18 protein-coding genes are annotated in these 18,533 nt (G+C 58.9%); 15 read left to right on the forward strand and 3 right to left on the reverse strand.

Going from position 1 to position 18,533, the window contains the following annotated elements:
• Positions 1 to 2 precede the first annotated feature (2 nt).
• Positions 3 to 494, reverse strand: a complete 492-nt coding sequence (locus CR254_RS15590; protein ID WP_097931633.1) for a gluconokinase — start codon at positions 492 to 494, stop codon at positions 3 to 5.
• Between the two features lie 172 nt (positions 495 to 666).
• On the opposite strand from CR254_RS15590, the gene CR254_RS15595 reads away from it, so the two are divergent.
• The 4 genes from CR254_RS15595 to CR254_RS15610 are packed head-to-tail and all read left to right on the forward strand — an operon-like array spanning position 667 to position 5,831.
• Entirely contained in the window at positions 667 to 2,247 is a 1,581-nt protein-coding gene (locus CR254_RS15595; RefSeq protein WP_097931635.1) for an ABC transporter substrate-binding protein, read from the forward strand.
• A 19-nt stretch (positions 2,248 to 2,266) separates the two neighbouring features.
• Positions 2,267 to 3,241 carry an ABC transporter permease gene (locus CR254_RS15600; protein ID WP_097931637.1) on the forward strand — a complete coding sequence of 325 codons (975 nt, stop codon included), beginning with the start codon at positions 2,267 to 2,269 and terminating at the stop codon, positions 3,239 to 3,241.
• Complete coding sequence (locus tag CR254_RS15605) at positions 3,241 to 4,146, forward strand: ABC transporter permease (RefSeq protein ID WP_097931639.1); 906 nt, start codon at positions 3,241 to 3,243, stop codon at positions 4,144 to 4,146. The genes CR254_RS15600 and CR254_RS15605 overlap by 1 nt, the downstream gene beginning before the upstream one ends.
• Positions 4,146 to 5,831 carry a dipeptide ABC transporter ATP-binding protein gene (locus tag CR254_RS15610; protein ID WP_097931641.1) on the forward strand — a complete coding sequence of 562 codons (1,686 nt, stop codon included), beginning with the start codon at positions 4,146 to 4,148 and terminating at the stop codon, positions 5,829 to 5,831. The genes CR254_RS15605 and CR254_RS15610 overlap by 1 nt, the downstream gene beginning before the upstream one ends.
• Before the next feature lie 7 nt (positions 5,832 to 5,838).
• On the opposite strand, the gene CR254_RS15615 is transcribed toward CR254_RS15610, so the two are convergent.
• Positions 5,839 to 6,438 carry a TetR/AcrR family transcriptional regulator gene (locus tag CR254_RS15615; protein WP_097931643.1) on the reverse strand — a complete coding sequence of 200 codons (600 nt, stop codon included), beginning with the start codon at positions 6,436 to 6,438 and terminating at the stop codon, positions 5,839 to 5,841.
• A gap of 49 nt (positions 6,439 to 6,487) precedes the next feature.
• Between CR254_RS15615 and CR254_RS15620 the strand changes: the two genes are divergently transcribed.
• Together CR254_RS15620 and CR254_RS15625 are read left to right on the forward strand one after the other, a co-directional pair.
• Positions 6,488 to 7,900 (forward strand): NAD(P)/FAD-dependent oxidoreductase, encoded by a 1,413-nt coding sequence (locus CR254_RS15620; protein WP_097931645.1) that lies wholly within the window; start codon positions 6,488 to 6,490, stop codon positions 7,898 to 7,900.
• Positions 7,901 to 8,980: a DUF2855 family protein gene (locus CR254_RS15625; RefSeq protein ID WP_097931647.1), complete on the forward strand. Its 1,080-nt coding sequence runs from the start codon at positions 7,901 to 7,903 to the stop codon at positions 8,978 to 8,980. It begins immediately after the preceding gene.
• Between the two features lie 34 nt (positions 8,981 to 9,014).
• Here CR254_RS15625 and CR254_RS15630 read toward each other — a convergent pair whose 3' ends face one another.
• A complete protein-coding gene (locus CR254_RS15630; protein WP_097931649.1) occupies positions 9,015 to 10,412 on the reverse strand; it encodes a glutamine synthetase family protein in 1,398 nt (465 codons plus the stop codon).
• A gap of 145 nt (positions 10,413 to 10,557) precedes the next feature.
• Between CR254_RS15630 and CR254_RS15635 the strand changes: the two genes are divergently transcribed.
• The 9 genes from CR254_RS15635 (at position 10,558) to CR254_RS15675 (ending at position 18,462) form a co-directional block, all read left to right on the forward strand.
• A complete protein-coding gene (locus CR254_RS15635) occupies positions 10,558 to 11,661 on the forward strand; it encodes a polyamine ABC transporter substrate-binding protein (RefSeq protein WP_097931651.1) in 1,104 nt (367 codons plus the stop codon).
• The gene (locus tag CR254_RS15640) at positions 11,658 to 12,749 is read left to right on the forward strand and encodes an ABC transporter ATP-binding protein (protein WP_245851686.1); all 1,092 of its coding nucleotides are present in this window, start codon (positions 11,658 to 11,660) and stop codon (positions 12,747 to 12,749) included. The genes CR254_RS15635 and CR254_RS15640 overlap by 4 nt, the downstream gene beginning before the upstream one ends.
• A 52-nt stretch (positions 12,750 to 12,801) precedes the next feature.
• Positions 12,802 to 13,680 carry an ABC transporter permease subunit gene (locus CR254_RS15645; protein WP_097931653.1) on the forward strand — a complete coding sequence of 293 codons (879 nt, stop codon included), beginning with the start codon at positions 12,802 to 12,804 and terminating at the stop codon, positions 13,678 to 13,680.
• Positions 13,680 to 14,480 (forward strand): ABC transporter permease subunit, encoded by an 801-nt coding sequence (locus CR254_RS15650; protein WP_097931655.1) that lies wholly within the window; start codon positions 13,680 to 13,682, stop codon positions 14,478 to 14,480. Before CR254_RS15645 ends, CR254_RS15650 begins: the two co-directional genes overlap by 1 nt.
• Complete coding sequence (locus tag CR254_RS15655) at positions 14,477 to 14,887, forward strand: GNAT family N-acetyltransferase (protein WP_097931657.1); 411 nt, start codon at positions 14,477 to 14,479, stop codon at positions 14,885 to 14,887. Before CR254_RS15650 ends, CR254_RS15655 begins: the two co-directional genes overlap by 4 nt.
• Positions 14,888 to 14,953: 66 nt before the next feature.
• A complete protein-coding gene (gene sseA, locus CR254_RS15660; RefSeq protein ID WP_097931659.1) occupies positions 14,954 to 15,805 on the forward strand; it encodes a 3-mercaptopyruvate sulfurtransferase in 852 nt (283 codons plus the stop codon).
• Positions 15,802 to 16,353 (forward strand): GNAT family N-acetyltransferase, encoded by a 552-nt coding sequence (locus CR254_RS15665; RefSeq protein ID WP_097931660.1) that lies wholly within the window; start codon positions 15,802 to 15,804, stop codon positions 16,351 to 16,353. The genes sseA and CR254_RS15665 overlap by 4 nt, the downstream gene beginning before the upstream one ends.
• Before the next feature lie 13 nt (positions 16,354 to 16,366).
• The gene (locus tag CR254_RS15670) at positions 16,367 to 17,542 is read left to right on the forward strand and encodes an amino acid aminotransferase (protein ID WP_097931662.1); all 1,176 of its coding nucleotides are present in this window, start codon (positions 16,367 to 16,369) and stop codon (positions 17,540 to 17,542) included.
• The gene (locus tag CR254_RS15675) at positions 17,542 to 18,462 is read left to right on the forward strand and encodes an ornithine cyclodeaminase family protein (protein ID WP_097931664.1); all 921 of its coding nucleotides are present in this window, start codon (positions 17,542 to 17,544) and stop codon (positions 18,460 to 18,462) included. The genes CR254_RS15670 and CR254_RS15675 overlap by 1 nt, the downstream gene beginning before the upstream one ends.
• The last annotated feature ends 71 nt before the right edge of the window (positions 18,463 to 18,533 follow it).

Below are 18,533 nucleotides of genomic sequence, written 5' to 3' on the forward strand. Positions count from 1 at the left end.
GTTCAGCCGTTTATCTGCGTTAATATTTGCGCGACCACCACGTCAAAGGGCTGGTCGATATCGACCGTGATTGCGCGCTCATCCTGTGATGGCTGCTGCAAGGCGGCGAACTGGCTGTCGAGTAAGGATAGCGGCATGAAATGATCGGTGCGCGCGGCCATACGGCTCTCGATCACCTGCCGTGTGCCGGATAGGTGCAGAAACGTAACCTGCTGGCCAGCAGCCCGCCGGATGATATCGCGGTAACGACGCTTTAACGCGGAGCAGGCGATAACGGTCACATCCTGTTGCATGCATAGGGTCTGGCCGATCTGTTCCAGCCACGGCGCACGGTCGGCATCAGTCAAAGGCTGCCCCTGCGCCATCTTGGCAATGTTTTGCGGCGGGTGCAGGTCGTCACCATCAATGAACTGCCCACCCAGCGCATGGGCCACGGCGGTTCCGACAGATGATTTTCCGCATCCCGATACGCCCATCACCACATAATTTTGCATCAAACCACTCCAGCCTGTCATTTGTTCGCAGAAATCCAAGCGCTTTGATTTTTCCGCTCACGTTTCCGTGAATTTCCGCGTGCATCTGTGTTGTTTTGCCATACTCGCTTGACGATTTGGCGCGCGAACGTACACCTTGCCGTAATCATACAGAGATATATGGAGTTGGATCATGAAACTTGCACATCTGTTGCGCAGCACCGCGCTGGCAGGGATTGTGGTTCTGGGCGGTACAGCCGCACAGGCCGAGACATTCCGCTGGGCGTCCACAACTGATCCGCAGACGATGGACCCTCACGCCGTGAACGCGGCGCCTGTGCTGTCCTTCCTCAACAATATCTACGAGGGCCTTGTACGCCGCAATCAGGGCATGGCGATTGAGCCTTCGCTGGCCGCGTCGTGGGAGCAGCTTGAGGGCGAAAACGGCTGGCGCTTTAACCTGCGTCAGGGCGTAACGTTTCAGGACGGGTCCGATTTCACCGCCGAGGACGTAATGTTCTCGTATGAGCGCGCCTCCTCCGAAGCATCCGACGTGCGTTCGTGGTTCGCACCTGTGACCGAGGTTCGCGTTGTTGACGAGTTCACTATCGATTTCGTGACGAACGCGCCGAACCCGCTGTTCCCGGATTCCATCGCGAACTTCCTGATCCTCGACAGCGGCTGGGCTGCGGCAAATGGTGCTGAGCTGCCCGCACGCGATTCCGAGAATTTCGCAACGCGTGAGGCAAACGGCACTGGTCCGTTCATGCTGTCCTCGCGCGATCCGGGCGTGCGCACGACTCTCGCGCCGTTTGACGGCTGGTGGGATGAGGCGCAGGGCAATGTGACCGAGGCTATCTTCACGCCAATCGGAAACTCCTCCACCGGTCTGGCCGCGCTGTTATCCGGTGAGATCGACTTCATCGAACCGATCCCATTGCAGGATGTTGGTCAGGTTGAGGGCCGAGACGGCTTTAAGGTGATCGAGGGCGAAGAAACCCGCGTCATCATGTTCGGTTTCGGCCATGAGCATGAAGCACTGCTGTATTCGTCCGAGACGGAGGGCACCAACCCGTTCACCGATCCACGGGTTCGCCTTGCTGCTGCACACGCACTGAACATGGACGCAATCGACCGCGTTGTTATGCGTGGCAAGATCGAAGCGGCCAGCCAGTTGGTGCCTGCGGGCATCTCCGGCTTCTCCGAGGCGAATGCCGAGCGTCCCGCATATGATCCTGATCGTGCGCGTGAGCTGCTGGCCGAGGCTGGCTATCCTGATGGGTTCTCCTTTGGCCTGAAATGCACCAATGACCGCTACATCAACGACGAGGCGCTGTGCCGTGCCGCGTCCTCGATGTTCGCGGCTGTTGGTCTGGATGCAGAGCTGACCTCGGTTCCGGTTCGGAACTATTGGGAGCAACTGCGCGCCGATGATTTCGATATGTACCTGCTGGGCTGGTCCCCGGGCACATTCGATGCAGAGCACCCCATCCGCTTCCTGCTGCACAGTCAGGATGATGAGGCCCGTCTGGGTTCGTGGAACTTCGGCAACTACAGCAACGCCCGCGTTGATGAATTGCTGCCACAGATCCAGCAGGAACTGGACCCAGCCACCCGTCAGACGCTGATTGACGAACTGGTTGCGATCTCGCAGGAGGAAGTCGCGTATATTCCTCTGTACACACAGCCTCTGATCTGGGCTGCGAAGGAAAATATCGACCTGACACAGCGGGCCGATAACTTCTTCATGTTGCGCTGGGTCAGCGTAAACTGATCGAAGGACAGGAACGGCGATGGTCTATTTTATCCTGAAGCGGCTATTTCAGTCGATTTTCGTAATGTTGGCTGTCGCCTTCCTGTCATTCTCGCTGTTCCGGTTCGTTGGTGATCCGGTCAGCCAGATGACCGGTGTGGAAACCACGGTCGAGGATCGTGAGCGATTGCGTGAGGAACTGGGCCTGAACGACCCGTTCTTGTTCCAGTTCGCGCGTTTCACCGGTGATCTGCTACAGGGCGATTTCGGCTATTCCTACCGCACGCGGCAACCCGTGGCGGAGATGATCGCGGACCGTATTCCCGCGACGTTGGAGCTGGGAACAGTCGCGCTTATCATTTCACTACTCGTCGGGATTCCGGCGGGTGTGTATACCGCGCTGAACCCCCGAGGGTTCGTGACGCAATCGATATTGCTCACGACATTGGTGGGCGTTTCGATCCCGACCTTTGTTATTGGAATTATGCTGATCTTTCTGTTCGGGGTACAGCTTGGCTGGCTACCGACCTTTGGTCGTGGTGGCACGGTGCAAATAGGCGGCTGGACCTCGTCCCTGTTCACGGTTGAGGGCTGGCGCGCGCTGATCCTGCCCGCGTTCACACTGGGCGTGTACCAGTTGACGTTGACTATGCGGTTGGTGCGGGCGGAGATGATGGAGGTCATGCGCTCCGACTACATCCTGTTCGCGACTGCGCGTGGTATCCCATGGCGGAGGCTGCATTTCCGGCACGCGCTGGCAAATACGATGGTGCCGGTTATTACCATTATCGGCCTGCAATTTGGCGGTGTTATCGCGTTTTCAATCGTGACCGAGAGCGTTTTTCAGTGGCCCGGCATGGGCCTGCTGTTTCTGGAATCCATCCGGTTCGTTGATATTCCTGTGATGGGGGTTTATCTGGTCGTGATCGCGTTTTTCTTCGTTTTGGTGAACCTCGCGGTGGACCTTCTATATATTGCTATTGATCCACGCCTGCGCGTGAAGGAGGCCGCGTAATGCTGGCACGTTTCTGGCACAGCGATGGCTTCTGGATGTTGCGGCGCAGCCCGGCGGCGATGATCGCCGGCTTGGTCGCCTTTCTGGTTATCGCAGGTGCGGTTTTCGCACCGTGGATCGCCTCGACCGACCCCTATGATTTGGCGTCGTTCAGCCTGATGGACGGCCTGTTGCCGCCTGTTTGGCAGGATGGCGGCATGGCGCAATTCCCGCTGGGTACGGATGATCAGGGGCGGGATATGATCTCGGCCATTTTGTACGGGGCACGACTGTCCCTGCTGATCGGACTGATGGCGATGGTTATCGCGACCGTTCTGGGTGTTGGACTTGGGTTGGCCGCTGGCTATTACGGTGGGCGGTTTGATGCCATCGTGATGCGGATTGCGGATGTGCAATTAGCGCTGCCCGCGATCCTGACGGCGCTGTTGATCGACGGCATAGCACGCGGTGTTTTACCGTCCGAGATGCATGGCGATGTGCGGGTTGCGGTCCTGACCTTGGCCATTGCGCTGTCGCTATGGGTGAATTTTGCGCGTACGGCGCGGGCCTCTACCTTTGTCGAGCGGAACAAGGAATATGTGCAGGCGGCGATGATCATGGGGCAGCATCCACTGCGCGTGATGTTTCGCCATATCCTGCCCAATATCCTTGGACCGCTGCTGGTGATTATGACGGTCGATCTGGCCTCGGCTATTTTGCTGGAGGCGACGCTGAGCTTTCTGGGCATTGGCCTGCCGGCGGATAGCCCCTCGCTCGGCACTTTGATCCGTATCGGTATGCAGTTCCTGCTGTCCGGTGAGTGGTGGATTTTGTGGGTGCCAACCCTGTTCCTGATTGCGTTGGTTGTCAGCATTAACCTGCTAGGCGACTTCCTGCGCGATGTCTTTAATCCGAGGCTGCACTAATGCTCGATGTTCAGGGGCTTACGGTCCGTTTTCCCAGCAGGCATGGCGATTTCACCGCGATTGAGGGGGTGTCCCTATCCGTGAATCCGGGGGAAATTCACGGACTGGTCGGGGAAAGCGGCGCCGGAAAATCAACGATCGGCGCGGCGGTGATCGGCCTGCTGCAACCTCCCGGCTATATTGCTGAGGGCACCATGACCCTAGGCGATGTGGATCTGCGAAATCTAACCGCAGCACAGGCGCATCAGATGCGCGGTGCGCGGATCTCGATGATTTTTCAGGATCCACAGACCAGCCTGAACCCGTTGATGACGGTTGAGGATCAGTTGATCGAAACCATTCAGGCGCATGAGGATATCTCCACCTCCGATGCACGCACACGCGCGATTGAGCTGTTGGAGGAAATCGGGATCAAGCAGGCCGCCACCCGCATCAAGGCCTATCCGCACCAGTTCTCGGGCGGTATGCGGCAACGGGTCGTGATCGCATTGGCGCTGTGTACAAATCCAGAGTTGATTATCGCGGACGAACCGACCACTGCGCTGGATGTCGCTGTGCAATCGCAGGTGTTGGACCTGATCAAGCGGTTGGCACAAACGCGGGGCATCGGCTTCATCCTGATCACCCATGATATCGGCGTTATCGCACAAATCACGGATAACGTGACAGTTCTGCGTGGTGGTAAGGTCATGGAACACGGCCCGACAGAGCGTGTTTTGCGCGCGCCCGAACACCCCTATACCAAGGCGCTGATGGACGCTGTTCCGCGCCTTGATAAACGGGTTGAGCGGTTCTTGGTGCCTGAAAGCGATGTGGTAAAAGTTGCCTCACCTGCGGGCCTCACCGGAGCAGATGCCGAGGCATGGTTGCTGGACGGAGTGCAGCAGGGCGGTGCCGATCTGGAAATGAAGGACGTGACCGTTCGTTTCGCGGGCACCCGTACCAGCTTGTGGACCAAGCCTGAACCCTTCGTCGCATTGGATTCCGTTTCTATGCAGGTCCGACCGGGCACGGTGATGGGACTGGTCGGTGAAAGCGGATCGGGCAAATCCACGATGGCCAAGGTCATTACCGGCCTTGTCAGTCCGGCTGAGGGGCAAATGACCCTCGCGGGTGACCCCTTGCCCGCGGCAAAACAGCGCCCGCGCGATCATGTGTCACGGCGCCTGATCCAGATGGTGTTTCAGGACCCGTATTCCAGCCTGAACGCCCGCCACCGCATCGGCGAAATCCTGTCCGAGCCATTGTGGCTATACGGGTTGGAGCCTGATGCCGCACGCCGTCGGCAGATTTCAGCGGCGATGCTGGATTTGGTGGGGCTCAGCGCGGATTCCATCGACCGTTACCCGCATCAGTTTTCCGGCGGACAGCGGCAGCGGATCGCGGTGGCGCGGGCCTTGCTGGCGCGGCCGAGATTCCTGATCTGTGATGAACCGACCAGCGCGCTGGATGTCTCGATTCAGGCGCAGGTGCTGAACTTGCTCAAGGATCTACAGGCACGGTTCGGGCTGACGATTCTGTTCATCAGCCATAACCTGGCGGTCGTGCGGCAAATGTCGGATGACATCACTGTGCTGCGAAATGGCAAAGTGGTTGAGGCGCAGCGATCCGAGGCATTCTTTACCGCGCCCAAGGCTGATTACGCCCGTGAGCTGCTGCAATTGACGCCCGCAATCACCTTTTAAGAAGTAATCACCTTTTAAGGCTGGCCAGCAACATATCCAGTGCATCTAGGGTTCGCTGCTGCCAATTCGCCATGTCCACCAGTTCCGCCACCGCGTGTTGGCGCAGGGCGACGGCACCGTGTATCAATGACCAGACCTGCATCGCGGCGTCCTGCCGTGCTGCGCGATCTGCGTCGGGCGGCAACATTGTGGCGATCAGCCGAACCAATGTGGCAAAGGCATCGGCTCCAACCTGCATCGCAGCCTCTGATGGGGTGTAGCTGGGGTCAGCTTCGCCAAAGATAAGGCGGTAATGCGCTTGATACTCTTCAGCCGTGGCAAGGTAGTTCGCGGCGGCCAGACGGATGCCATCCTCACTGGAGTGCTCCACGTTCAGGCTGTTCAGTACCCGCGTAAAACCCTCAATATATAATGCGTCCAGAATGCCCTGCTTGCCCTGAAAGTGGCTGTAGATGCCTATCGTGGACACGCCGGCCTGCGCCGCGACCGCGCGCACGCTGAGGGCACGCGCTCCTCCTTGCAAAAATAGGACCGAGGCCGCCGCGAGGATGCGTGCCTTGGCTGACGCCACGTCGTTTTGGGTTTTGTTGACAGGGTTCTGTTCCATAAATACCAATATAACACTGTTATAGCTATTGAGGCAAGTTAGGGCGCAGATGACGATCACAAAAATCGATACGGATTATCTGATTGTAGGCAGCGGCGCCGTGGGCATGGCCTTTGCCGATATCCTGCTGGCCGAAACCGATGCACGCATCACGATTGTTGATCGCTATCACGCGCCGGGTGGGCACTGGAATGTGGCCTATCCCTTTGTCACATTGCACCAGCCATCCGCCTTTTACGGCGTATCATCGCGTGAGTTGAGCCGTGGAACCATCGACACGGTGGGCCTGAACCAAGGGTTAAACGATCTGGCAAGCGGAGCAGAGGTTAGCGCCTATTTCGACGCCGTGATGCGGGAACAGTTCCTGCCCTCGGGTCGGGTGCAGTATTTCCCGATGTGCGATTACATCGGCGACGGGCAGTTTACTGCGCGGTTAACCGGTGCGCAATATCAGGTGACTGCCGCGAAAACAGTTGATGCGACCTATCTGAATACCTCGACGCCCTCGACCCACATTCCCAACTTTTCGATAGATGCAGGCGTGCAGTTCATTCCGGTGAACGACTTGCCCAAGGTGACGGATGCACCTGAGGGCTTCGTTATTATTGGTGGCGGTAAAACCGGGATTGATGCCTGTTTGTGGCTGCTGCAACAGGGCGTTGATGCGGATGATATTCGCTGGATCATGCCGCGAGACGCTTGGCTATTGGACCGTAAAAACACCCAACCGACACAGGAGTTTTTTGCCGCGTCCATAGGATCGCAGGCCAACCAGTTCGAGGCGATCGCCGCGGCAGATAGTGTTGATGATATGTTCGACCGGTTGGAATCCTGTGGTTATTTCCTGCGGATCGATCCACAGGTTCGCCCCGCGATGTTCCATGGCGCGACGATCAGTGCGTTGGAGCTAGAGCAATTACGGCGTATTAAAAATATCGTGCGCATGGGCCGGGTAACCTATCTGGGTGCGGATCAAATCACCTTAGAACATGGTGCGATCCCGACCGGTGCGGGTATCGTGCATGTGGATTGCTCGGCCAGTGCGATCACCAACCTTGAGACGAAACCGGTGTTTCAGGGCGATCTGATTACCCCGCAAACGGTGCGCCCCTACCAGCCGGTGTTCAGCGCGGCCTTCATTGCGCATGTTGAGGCGAGATACGCGACGCAGGTTGAGAAAAACCGGCTTTGCGCTGTTGTACCACTGCCTAATCACGACACGGATTTCCTGCGCTACACGACCGGTTTCATGATGAACCAGTTCAACTGGGGGCAGGACAAGGACCTGCGGGCTTGGCTGAAATCCAACCGGCTGGATGGGTTCAGTTCGCTGACCTCCGGCATTCCGGAAACGGCGGTGGAAAAGCGGGCGATCATGGCGCGGATCAAGGCAGCAGCAATGCCCGCAATGGGCAAGCTTCAGACCTTTATCGTGGATATGGACAAAGCGGAGGGTAACTAGATGGCGGAATTTCAGGTGCAGCGCGACGCCTTAACACAAACACGGATCGTGGCGGAGCGGGTGACGCCAGACGCCCCACTGGCCGAGGGCGAGGTGCTGGTGAAGGTCGATCTTTTCGCCTTTACCTCCAACAACATGACCTACGGACAGGTGGGCGATCAACTGGCCTATTGGCAATTCTTTCCCGTCGCGCAGAGCGGTTGGGGGGTGTTGCCGGTCTGGGGTTTTGCGGATGTTGTTGCGACAAATGCACAGGGAGTTGAGGTTGGAGAGCGGCTATATGGCTACTTTCCACCAGCGCAATATTTGACGTTGCAGCCGGGCCGCAGTGGCGCGGGTTATTTGATTGATGCGACGCCCCATCGGCGCAAATTGCCGGTTGGCTATAACACCTACACACGGGTTCTGGCGGAGCCGCACTACGATCCTGCCAATGATGCAATGCGGGCTTTGCTGTTTCCGCTGTTCATCACGTCGTTCTGCCTGTGGGACGCATTGCGAGAGGCGCAGTGGCATGGGGCGCAGCGGATCATCATGCTCAGCGCGTCCAGCAAAACGGCCATCGGGCTGGCCTATGCATTAGCCGCAGATGACAGCGCGCCGGAAGTTGTCGCAGTCACCTCGCCGCGCAATGTGCAAATGGTGCAAGGGTTGGGGGTCTACTCCTCGGTTATGACTTATGATGCGCTGGCCGAGGTGGATGCGGATATCCCCACTGTGGTCGTAGATATGGCTGGAAACGGTGCGGTTCTGGGCGCGCTGCATCAACGCTTGGGCGCGCAAATGCTGCATTGTATTCAGGTCGGTATCACGCACCGAGCCGAGGTTCGCGATGACGGGATTGATGTCGGTCGCAGCGGCTTTTTCTTCGCGCCGTCGCATATTGAACGGCGGATGGCGGATTGGGGTACGGCCGGTTTTGCGCAGCGGACCAATGACTTTATGCGTGATGCCACTGCACGCTGTGCGACGTGGCTAAAGATACGTGAGGTCGCGGGGGTAGAGGGGCTGTCAGCAGTTTATGCAGATGTGGCCTCAGGCACGTTGCCCGCTGATGAGGGCATCGTGGTCCGCATGTAGTGCGTGCGGGGCGTTGCGGCCCCGCACCGGATCATCAGACGTTCAGCAACAGGTGCTGACGCTCCCACGGGGAGATTACGCGCATGAACTGCTCATGCTCGGTCCGTTTCACAGCAGTAAAGATATCGACGAATTGATCGCCCAGTACGGCACGCATTTCTTCGCTCTCATCCAAGGCAACAATCGCATCCAGCAGCGAGGCAGGCAGATCGCGGTCGCGGCTATAGCTGTTGCCCTTGACCCGCACGCGCGGCTTGATCTGCTCCGTCAGGCCCAGATAGCCACAGGCCAGCGTTGCCGCCAGCGCCAGATACGGGTTCGCATCCGCGCCCGCGACACGGTTCTCAACGCGGCGCGCAGCAGGGGTTGCACGGGGCGAACGCAATCCGGTGGTGCGGTTGTCCTCTCCCCAGTCGAGGTTGATCGGCGCGGACCACCCGGGGATCAAACGACGGTACGAGTTCACATAGGGCGCGACCAAGGCAGTCGCCGCATGGAAATGCCCCTGCTGACCACCGACAAAGGCGTCGTGCAGTGCTGTCGCCTTACCATCGGGGCCGGAGAAGATATTGCCACCCTGCGCATCGGTAACGCTCATATGGATATGCATCGCGGAGCCGACCTGGTTGCCATAGGGCTTCGCCATGAAGGTCGCATAGGTGCCGCCGCGCAATGCGGCCTCGCGGATCAGGCGTTTGAACAGAAACACCTCGTCTGCCAGCTTGACCGGATCACCGTGCAGCATGTTGATTTCCAGCTGGGCGGGTCCGGCCTCCTGAATGATCGTGTCGATGGCCAGGTTTTGCGCATCGGCATAATCATAGATCAGCTCGATAACCTCGTCATACTCATCCACTGCGGAGAGGGAGAAAGCCTGATTGCCCATGCTTTGACGGCCAGAACGTCCAACAGGGGGTTCTAGCGGGTAATCGGGATCGTGGTTCGGTTTGACCAGATAGAATTCCAGCTCAGGTGCGACAATCGGATACCAGCCGCGATCATTATACATATCAACGACACGTTGCAGAACCTGACGAGGAGCCAGCGCAAAGGCTTCGCCATCCTCGGTCTGGGCGTCGTGCATGATTTGCAGCGACCGGTCATTTGCCCAAGGCACGGCGCGGATTGCGCCGAAATCAGGGGTCAGAACCAGATCGGGGTCGGTATATAGTTTGGGGCCGGCTTCCTCGGTGTAATCACCGTTGATGGTGGCGAAAAACGTGGACATCGGCAGGCGAACGCCCGGCTCGCGCAGGAATTTCGCGGCGGGCATTACCTTGCCCCGTGCGATACCGGCAAGGTCGGGAATGACGCATTCGATTTCCTCGACGCCATGCTCTGTAACCCAGTGACGCAACTGGTCCAGTGCATCGGGCGCGGAGCCGTCGATGTTCGGTGAGGCGGTTAAACTAAGCGGATTGCGGGGCTGCATGCTGTTGCTCCTGAGGCAGTACATCACATCGCTAGCATGCGCTTGTTTCGGGCGGTAGTGGCTTCACACGATGAAACCCCTTCACAAGTCGGGAACATGCTGCATATGCTCAAATCAACGTGCGACGCAAACCAAGGAATGCACCATGCCTAAATCCAAGCTTACCGTGACAACTGCCCTTGCCACATTGGCCATGATCGCGCCGGGTGCATTGTTTGCACAGGAAAACGTGCTGAACATCTATAACTGGTCCGACTATATCGCCGAGGACACGATCGAGAAATTCGAGCAGGAATTCGGCGTTACCGTAAATTACGACGTCTACGACTCGAACGAGGTGCTGGAGGCACGGCTGTTCGCGGGCAATACCGGTTTCGACATCGTGGTTCCCACATCCGAATTCCTGCGTCGTCAGGTCGTCGCGGGCATTTATCAGGCGCTGGATTATTCCAAGCTGCCAAATGCCTCGAACATGGACGCTGAGCTGATGGCCGCTGCCGCTGCCTATGATCCCGAAAACGAGCATTCGGTGATCTATATGTGGGGCACCACCGGCATCGGTTATAACACTGAGCTGGTGGCAGAGCGTTTGGGCGATGATGCACCCACCGATAGCTGGGATCTGGTTTTCGACCCAGAAGTGGTCGCACAGCTGGGCGACTGCGGCGTGACCATGCTGGACGCGCCCTCCGAAATGCTGACCGCGGCGATGAACTATCTGGGCCTCGATCCACGTTCAACCGACGCGGATGATCTGGAGGCCGGCGCGGAGCTGTTGGCGTCGGTGCGCCCGAATGTGCGTTACTTCCACTCGTCGCAATATATCTCCGACCTTGCCAATGGTGACGTCTGTGTTTCGATCGGTTGGTCCGGTGATATTTTCCAGGCACAGGCCCGCGCGATTGAGGCTGAGAACGGCGTCGATATCGCCTACACAATCCCGACCGAGGGTGCGCTGCAGTGGTTCGACATGATGGCAATTCCTGTCGATGCGCCGCATCCTGATCTGGCGCATGAATTCATCAACTTCGTGATGCGCCCTGACATCACCGCCGACATCACCAACTACGTTTGGTACGCGAACGGCAATGCGGCCTCGCTGGAGCTGGTGGATGAGGAAATCACCTCCGATCCCGGTATTTTCCCGACTGACGAGGCAAAGCAGCGTCTATGGGCGTCCGAGGTCTACAACGCCCGCACCGACCGGTTGGTCAACCGCCTGTGGACCACCGTAAAGACCGGCGAGTGAGCGCAGTGAAGCCGTCACAGGACGGGCCGTTCCTTCGGATCCGCAATGTGGTAAAGGAATTCGACGGCGTGCGCGCCGTCGATGACCTGTCGCTCGATATCGGGCGAAAAGAGCTGTTCTGCCTGCTGGGCGGCTCCGGCTCTGGCAAATCGACCCTGCTGCGAATGCTGGCAGGGTTTGAGAAACCGACCTCCGGCTCGATTGAGATTGAGGGGCGCGATATGGTTGGCATCGATCCCGCCGACCGCCCTGTAAACATGATGTTTCAAAGCTATGCGCTGTTCCCGCACATGAATGTTGCGGATAACGTCGCCTATGGCCTGCGCCGTATGGGCATGGGCCGGACGGAACGGGATGCGCGTGTCACCGAGATGCTACGCCTCGTGCGGATGGAGGGGTTTGCCGCGCGCAAACCGCACCAGATGTCAGGCGGTCAACGGCAACGTGTCGCCTTGGCCCGTGCGCTGGCGCGTGGTCCGAAACTGCTGCTGCTGGATGAGCCGTTATCCGCGCTGGACCGTAAACTGCGTGAGGAAACGCAGTTCGAGCTGATGGATATTTTCGACAAGACAGGCACCACCTTTGTCGTCGTGACCCACGATCAGGAGGAGGCGATGACCCTCGCCACGCGCATCGGCGTGATGGATAAGGGGCAGTTGGTGCAGGTTGATACGCCGCGGCGGATATATGAGTTTCCGCGCAACAAACTGATCGCGGATTTCGTCGGCAATGTGAACCTGCTGGACGCCACCGTAACCGGTTCTGACGGTGCGCTGGTGCGACTGGACTGTCCCGCAATGGGGCAGGAGGTTCGCGCCGCATGTGAGGGGGAGCCGCCCGCAATCGGAACGGCTGTGACCTTGGCCATCCGGCCTGAGAAAATTACCTTGGGCAGCGGCCATCCGGCCGTCGTTGATGATTACGCCTATCGTGGCGATGTGACCCGTTATCGCCTGCGTTTGCCCGGTGGCGGGATGCTTGATGTAAATCGCCCCAACCGCCTGCGCGCGGGTGAGGGGGACATCACATGGGAAACGCCGGTCCTGTTCGATTTCGCGCCCGAGGGTGCCGTGATGTTGAGGGATTGATCGTGATCCGGTCCAACATTTCAAAGCCCGTGTCACGACAAGGTAGTCGCCTATGAACGGCTGGGGCAAACGTCTGGTCATCGGCATTCCGCTGTTCTGGCTGTTCCTGTTTTTCCTCGTGCCCTTTGGCATTGTTTTTCTGGTCAGTCTGGGCAGTCCGCAATTCAGTGTGCCGCCCTATTCCCCCGCTTTCGAGTGGGATGGCTGGTGGCCGCACTTCGTGGGCTCGTTCGAGAATTACATCTTTCTGACCGAGGATGACCTGTACTGGCGGGCCTATCTGGGGTCGGTGAAAATCGCAGGCGGCTCGACCCTGCTATGCCTGCTGGTGGCATGGCCCATGGCGTGGATAATTGCGCGGGCTGAACCTTACCGGCGTAATGTGCTGCTGATGCTGGTGATCCTGCCGTTCTGGACCTCATCACTGCTGCGGATTTACGCCCTGATGGGAATGTTGCGGCAGGGCGGCATCGTGAACTCCGTCCTGTTGTGGAGCGGCATCATCGATCAACCGATACAGATGATGCAGACGGATTTCGCGGTCTATTTGACGGTGGTGTTCACCTATTTGCCGCTGATGGTGTTGCCGCTCTATTCCACGCTGGAAAAACTGGACGGCGCGTTGTTGGAGGCTTCGGCCGATCTGGGCGCGTCCCGTTTCGCGACCTTTTGGACGGTCACATTACCGCTCAGCCTGTCGGGGATCATTGCGGGGTGCCTGCTGGTTTTCATTCCGGCAGTGGGAGAATTCGTGATCCCCGACCTGATGGGCGCGCAGGACAGTCCGATGATCGGCAATGTGCTGTGGGGTGAATTTACGCGCAACCGCGACTGGCCCGTTGCCGGCGCTGTGGCGATTGCCATGCTGGCGCTGTTGGTGATCCCGTTCATGATACTGCGGTCATCACCCGCCCTGCGTGAGGATGGATAATGCTCAGATTTCTCGCCCTGATCGGCTTTGCCTTGCTATATGTGCCGCTGCTGGTCCTCGTGATCTATTCCTTTAACGCCAGCCAGTTGGTCAGCGTTTGGGGCGGCTGGTCATTCCGCTGGTATGTCGAGTTATGGCAGAATGATGCGGTGCTGGAGGCGGCTTGGGTCTCGCTGCAAGTTGCGGTGCTGTCTGCGACCCTCGGCACGGCCTTTGGCACGGTGATCGGTTATATCCTGTCGCGGTTCGGTAAGTTCCGGCTGCGGATGCTGTTCACGGTGATGGCCACCGCGCCGATTGTGATGCCCGAGGTGGTGACCGGTCTGTCGCTGTTATTGCTGTTCATCACGATGGAACAGATGTTCGGCTGGCCCGAGGGGCGTTCGATCCTGACGATTGTGATCGCCCATGCGACCTTTGGCATGGCGTTTGTCGCGGTGGTGATTCAGGCCCGCTTGGCAGGGTTTGACAAGAGTATCGAGGAAGCCGCCCGCGATCTGGGTGCGCGCCCGCTGCGCATCTTTATGGGGATCACACTGCCGGTCATTGCGCCTGCTGTAATTTCCGGCTGGTTGCTGGCCTTTACCCTGTCGCTGGACGATCTGGTGATTGCCAGTTTTGTCAGCGGGCAGGGGTCCTCAACCCTACCAATGGTGATTTATTCCAAGGTGCGGTTGGGGGTCAGCCCTGATGTGAACGCGCTGGGCACGATTGTTATCCTGATCGTCGCGCTGGGGCTGATCGTCGGCACTCAGATCATGAACAGAGCGGAGGCACGGCGCAAACGGGGTGTCGAGTGATCGCGATTTGCGTTGGGCCTCTACCCGCGGAACAGGTCGCGCAATTGCGATTGGAAACCGCGTGGGAGGTGATTGATCCTACTGCGTTACAGCGCGCGCTGGATAACTCGCTGTTTTGCTTGTCGGCTCGTGAGGATGAGCAACTGGTAGGCATGGTGCGGGCATCGGGAGACGGTATTCTGTACGCGCATATACAGGACCTGATCGTGGCGCAGGGCCATCGGGGGCAGGGAATCGCGGGGCGGTTGCTGGATGCAATCCTGCACGAACTTGACGCGCAACTGGTGCATGGATCGGCCATTGGCCTGATGGCGGTTGCGGGGCTGGAGGGTTTTTACGCCTCTCGCGGGTTTACGGCGCGCCCCGATGGGATTTACGGGGCGGGAATGACACGTATGCGCGGCTAACGGGCGACATCCTTGCGTCCTATCGTGAGGCGCGGTAATCAACTCGAATAGCGTGGAGGATATGGCATGGCAGTTGGTGAGACGGGCGATCTGGTCAGTGTCGAGTGGCTGGCCAAGCATATTGGCGCCCCCGACCTGCGAATTTTAGATGCAAGCTGGTATCTGCCAGCCGAGGGGCGCGACCCCAAGGCGGAGTATGAGGCCGAGCACATCCCCGGTGCGCGCTTTTTCGATATTGAGGAAATCTCGGACAGCGCCTCTGATTTGCCGCATATGGCCCCTCCGGTTGAGAAGTTTATCTCCCGGATGCGCGCAATGGGCATTGGTGACGGGCACCGCGTTGTCGTTTATGACAGCTCCGGCCTGTTTTCCGCCGCCCGTGTGTGGTGGATGTTCCGCCTGATGGGTAAAATGGATATCTCGGTTCTGGATGGCGGCCTGCCCGCGTGGAAGGCCGCAGGCCACGATGTCGATGATGAACCGCCCCTGTTGCGCGACCGTCACTTCACCGCCCGCCGCGATGGGTCCAAGGTGCGCGACGTGACGCAGGTTGCCGCGCAGGTAAAACTGGGACAGGAACAAATCGTTGACGCCCGTTCCCCCGCACGGTTCCGCGGGGATGAGCCTGAGGCACGCGCCGGTCTGCGCGCCGGTCACATTCCCGGATCGCTGAACGTATATTACAAGGACGTTCTGACCGCAGATGGCCATATAAAGTCCGAGGACGAGCTGCGCGCCGTCTTTACCGCTGCTGGCGTTGATGCGGACAAGCCGATCATTACGACCTGCGGGTCCGGCGTGACTGCGGCGATCCTGTCACTGGCATTGTCGGTCATCGGGCATCGGCAGGTTGCACTATATGACGGATCATGGGCCGAATGGGGCATGTATCCCGATCTTAAGGTATCCCAAGGATGAGGCGCGAGGCAGGTGAGGAGGTGGAGTTCACTATCACCTTCCTCGAAATGACATCCCGCCCCGACTATCCGCGCCCATCTGTTCCCGGCGGCCCACCTGTGGCGCTGTTGCGGGCCGAGGGGCCACCAAACCGGTATTTCCTCGACCTGTATCGCGGTGTCGGATCAAATTGGGAATGGAATGACAGGCTGCGTCAGTCGCCTGAGGATCTGCACGCCTTTGTCGGCAGTCCTGATGTTCATATCTATACCCTGATGCGAGACGGCTGGTCGGCGGGTTTCTTCACGCTGGATTTCCGTGAGGAAGCGACCTGCGATCTGGCTTATTTCGGCCTGATGCCCGAGGTGATCGGCGCAGGTTTGGGCACATGGATGCTGCGCACCGCGATCCACACCGCTTGGGATGGGGTCGGCGTACAGCGCGTCACCGTCAATACCTGCACGCTGGACCACCCACGCGCCCTACAGCTTTACCAAAAACATGGGTATTCACCCATTCGCCAAGAGACCGCGACAACGGTGCTAACCGCGCCGCGCGACATGCCCTGAGGAGACCACCGAAATGTTCAGCGCCCTTCCCGAGCCAAAGGCAGATGCCATCATTGCACTGATTCAGGCCTTTGCCGAGGATCCCCGCGACTCCAAAGTCGATTTGGGCGTTGGCGTCTACAAGGACGACGCAGGCAAAACCCCCGTCATGCGCGCCGTTAAGGAGGCTGAGCGCCGGTTGCTCGCTGCGCAGGACAGCAAATCCTACACTAAGCTGACAGGAAACCCCGATTTCGTGGCTGGGATGCAGCGCCTCGCCTTGGGTAAAGTCAGTGACCGTCTGACCGGCGCGCAGGCTCCCGGTGGCACAGGTGCGCTGCGGGTTTTGTTTGAGCTGACCATGCGTGCAAACCCCGACGCTCGTTTCTGGTATTCCGCGCCGAGCTGGCCTAACCATCAGGCGATGCTGGCCAATATGAAGGTGCCGCATCAGTCCTATCCTTACTTCGACGCCGAAACGCTGGGTGTTGATTTCGACGCCATGATTGCCACGCTGGATGGGCTGGACGCCAATGATGTCGTCATCCTGCATGGTTGCTGCCACAATCCGACGGGTGCCAACCTGACGCAGGCGCAGTGGGAGCGTGTGACGCAAAGCGCGCTGGACAATGGCTGGATGCCGCTGGTGGACTTTGCCTATCAGGGTCTGGGTGATGGTTTGGAGGAGGACGCGCAGGGCGTGCGTTACATGGCGTCCAAGATGCCGCGCATGATGGTCGCGACCTCGTGTTCCAAAAATTTCGGCCTGTACCGTGACCGCGCCGGTTGCGCGATCGTGCAGTGTGAGAGCGCGGCAGAGGTTCCCCTCGTCACCGCGACGCTCAGCTCGGTGAACCGCTTGCTGTATTCCTTCGCGCCGGATCACCCCGCTGCTGTGGTTGCTGAAATCCTAACCGATCCAGAGCTGCGCGCCGATTGGGAGGCCGAACTGGCTGAGATGCGCGACCGGATCAACGGATTGCGCACCGGCTTGGCCGAAGCATTGCGTCAGGAAACAAACTCGAACCGCTTTGATTTCATTGCGGAACATCGCGGCATGTTCTCGCGCCTTGGTGCGACGCCGGAGCAGGTGGCTGCAATGCGTGAGGGTGGCATCTATATGGTTGGCGACAGCCGCATGAACATCGCGGGCCTGACGACGGATAAGCTGCGCGACTTCGCACGTGCAGCTGCGGCAGCTGGGGTATAATGGCCTCGCTACCGTATATCACCGCGGCGGAGGCCGGTCCCTGCGACTGGCCCCGCCTTGTTGATGCGCTGGCGGAAGGACACCGCGGCGGCGCGTTCGAGATTTCGGACCAGTTCCTGCATCGCCGCGATGATGTCATGCTCAGCCGCGCCGCATGGATCGACGGGCAGGGCGTTGGCGTAAAGTCGGTGACGGTGTTTCCGGGCAATGTCGCGCAAGATCGCCCCAGCGTTCAGGGGGCGATGATCGTCTTTGATGACGTGACCGGCGCGCCCCGTGCACTGATCGATAGCGCATTGATTACCAAGTGGAAAACGGCTGCGGATTCCGTACTTGGCGGTCGGCTGTTAGCGCGCCCTGATGCGCGAAACCTGCTGATTATCGGCGCAGGTTCAGTCGCGGCCAGCCTGATCGAGGCCTATCCGGCCGTGCTGCCGAATATCGACAAAATCACGCTGTGGAATCGCACAACGGCCAAGGCGCAGTCGCTGGCGGACCAATATCCCCATGTTGAGGTCGCGCAGGATTTGCAGACCGCGCTGGCGGATGCGGATATCGTGTCCACAGCAACCATGAGCAACACCCCCATCTTGGCGGGTGCAATGTTACGCGCAGGCACGCATGTCGATCTGATCGGCGCATTCACCGCCACCATGCGTGAGGCAGATGACGAGGTGCTGCGCCGTGGCCGTATCTTCGTTGATTCATATGAGACGACGCTGGATCATATCGGTGAGTTGATGATCCCTCTGGCCGCAGGAACCATCGTGCGCAGCGACGTTCAGGGCGATTTCCGCGCCATGGTTGCAGGCACTGCTGGTCGGCAAAACGCGGATGAAATTACGGTGTTCAAGAATGGCGGCGGCGCGCATCTGGACCTGATGACCGCGAACCTGATTTTAACGCTCTGCGTTATTTAGGGAACCTTTCGCTGTTCAATCACGTTGATAGGGCGTGATTGAACGCGAAAGGAATATTTAAATGCGTGGTA

Source organism: Pontivivens marinum, from assembly GCF_900231835.1.
GTDB classification, from domain to species: domain Bacteria; phylum Pseudomonadota; class Alphaproteobacteria; order Rhodobacterales; family Rhodobacteraceae; genus Pontivivens; species Pontivivens marinum.

What these genes read in the sequence shown, in the direction of transcription:
- CR254_RS15600 (WP_097931637.1), top strand. Translation starts at nt 2,267, where the DNA reads ATGGTCTATTTTATCCTGAAGCGGCTATTTCAGTCGATTTTCGTAATG.
- CR254_RS15665 (WP_097931660.1), top strand. Translation starts at nt 15,802, where the DNA reads ATGAGGCGCGAGGCAGGTGAGGAGGTGGAGTTCACTATCACCTTCCTC.
- CR254_RS15625 (WP_097931647.1), top strand. Translation starts at nt 7,901, where the DNA reads ATGGCGGAATTTCAGGTGCAGCGCGACGCCTTAACACAAACACGGATC.
- CR254_RS15620 (WP_097931645.1), top strand. Translation starts at nt 6,488, where the DNA reads ATGACGATCACAAAAATCGATACGGATTATCTGATTGTAGGCAGCGGC.
- CR254_RS15650 (WP_097931655.1), top strand. Translation starts at nt 13,680, where the DNA reads ATGCTCAGATTTCTCGCCCTGATCGGCTTTGCCTTGCTATATGTGCCG.
- CR254_RS15630 (WP_097931649.1), bottom strand. Translation starts at nt 10,412, where the DNA reads ATGCAGCCCCGCAATCCGCTTAGTTTAACCGCCTCACCGAACATCGAC.
- CR254_RS15670 (WP_097931662.1), top strand. Translation starts at nt 16,367, where the DNA reads ATGTTCAGCGCCCTTCCCGAGCCAAAGGCAGATGCCATCATTGCACTG.
- CR254_RS15675 (WP_097931664.1), top strand. Translation starts at nt 17,542, where the DNA reads ATGGCCTCGCTACCGTATATCACCGCGGCGGAGGCCGGTCCCTGCGAC.
- CR254_RS15635 (WP_097931651.1), top strand. Translation starts at nt 10,558, where the DNA reads ATGCCTAAATCCAAGCTTACCGTGACAACTGCCCTTGCCACATTGGCC.
- CR254_RS15615 (WP_097931643.1), bottom strand. Translation starts at nt 6,438, where the DNA reads ATGGAACAGAACCCTGTCAACAAAACCCAAAACGACGTGGCGTCAGCC.
- CR254_RS15605 (WP_097931639.1), top strand. Translation starts at nt 3,241, where the DNA reads ATGCTGGCACGTTTCTGGCACAGCGATGGCTTCTGGATGTTGCGGCGC.
- CR254_RS15645 (WP_097931653.1), top strand. Translation starts at nt 12,802, where the DNA reads ATGAACGGCTGGGGCAAACGTCTGGTCATCGGCATTCCGCTGTTCTGG.
- CR254_RS15610 (WP_097931641.1), top strand. Translation starts at nt 4,146, where the DNA reads ATGCTCGATGTTCAGGGGCTTACGGTCCGTTTTCCCAGCAGGCATGGC.
- CR254_RS15595 (WP_097931635.1), top strand. Translation starts at nt 667, where the DNA reads ATGAAACTTGCACATCTGTTGCGCAGCACCGCGCTGGCAGGGATTGTG.
- CR254_RS15590 (WP_097931633.1), bottom strand. Translation starts at nt 494, where the DNA reads ATGCAAAATTATGTGGTGATGGGCGTATCGGGATGCGGAAAATCATCT.
- sseA (WP_097931659.1), top strand. Translation starts at nt 14,954, where the DNA reads ATGGCAGTTGGTGAGACGGGCGATCTGGTCAGTGTCGAGTGGCTGGCC.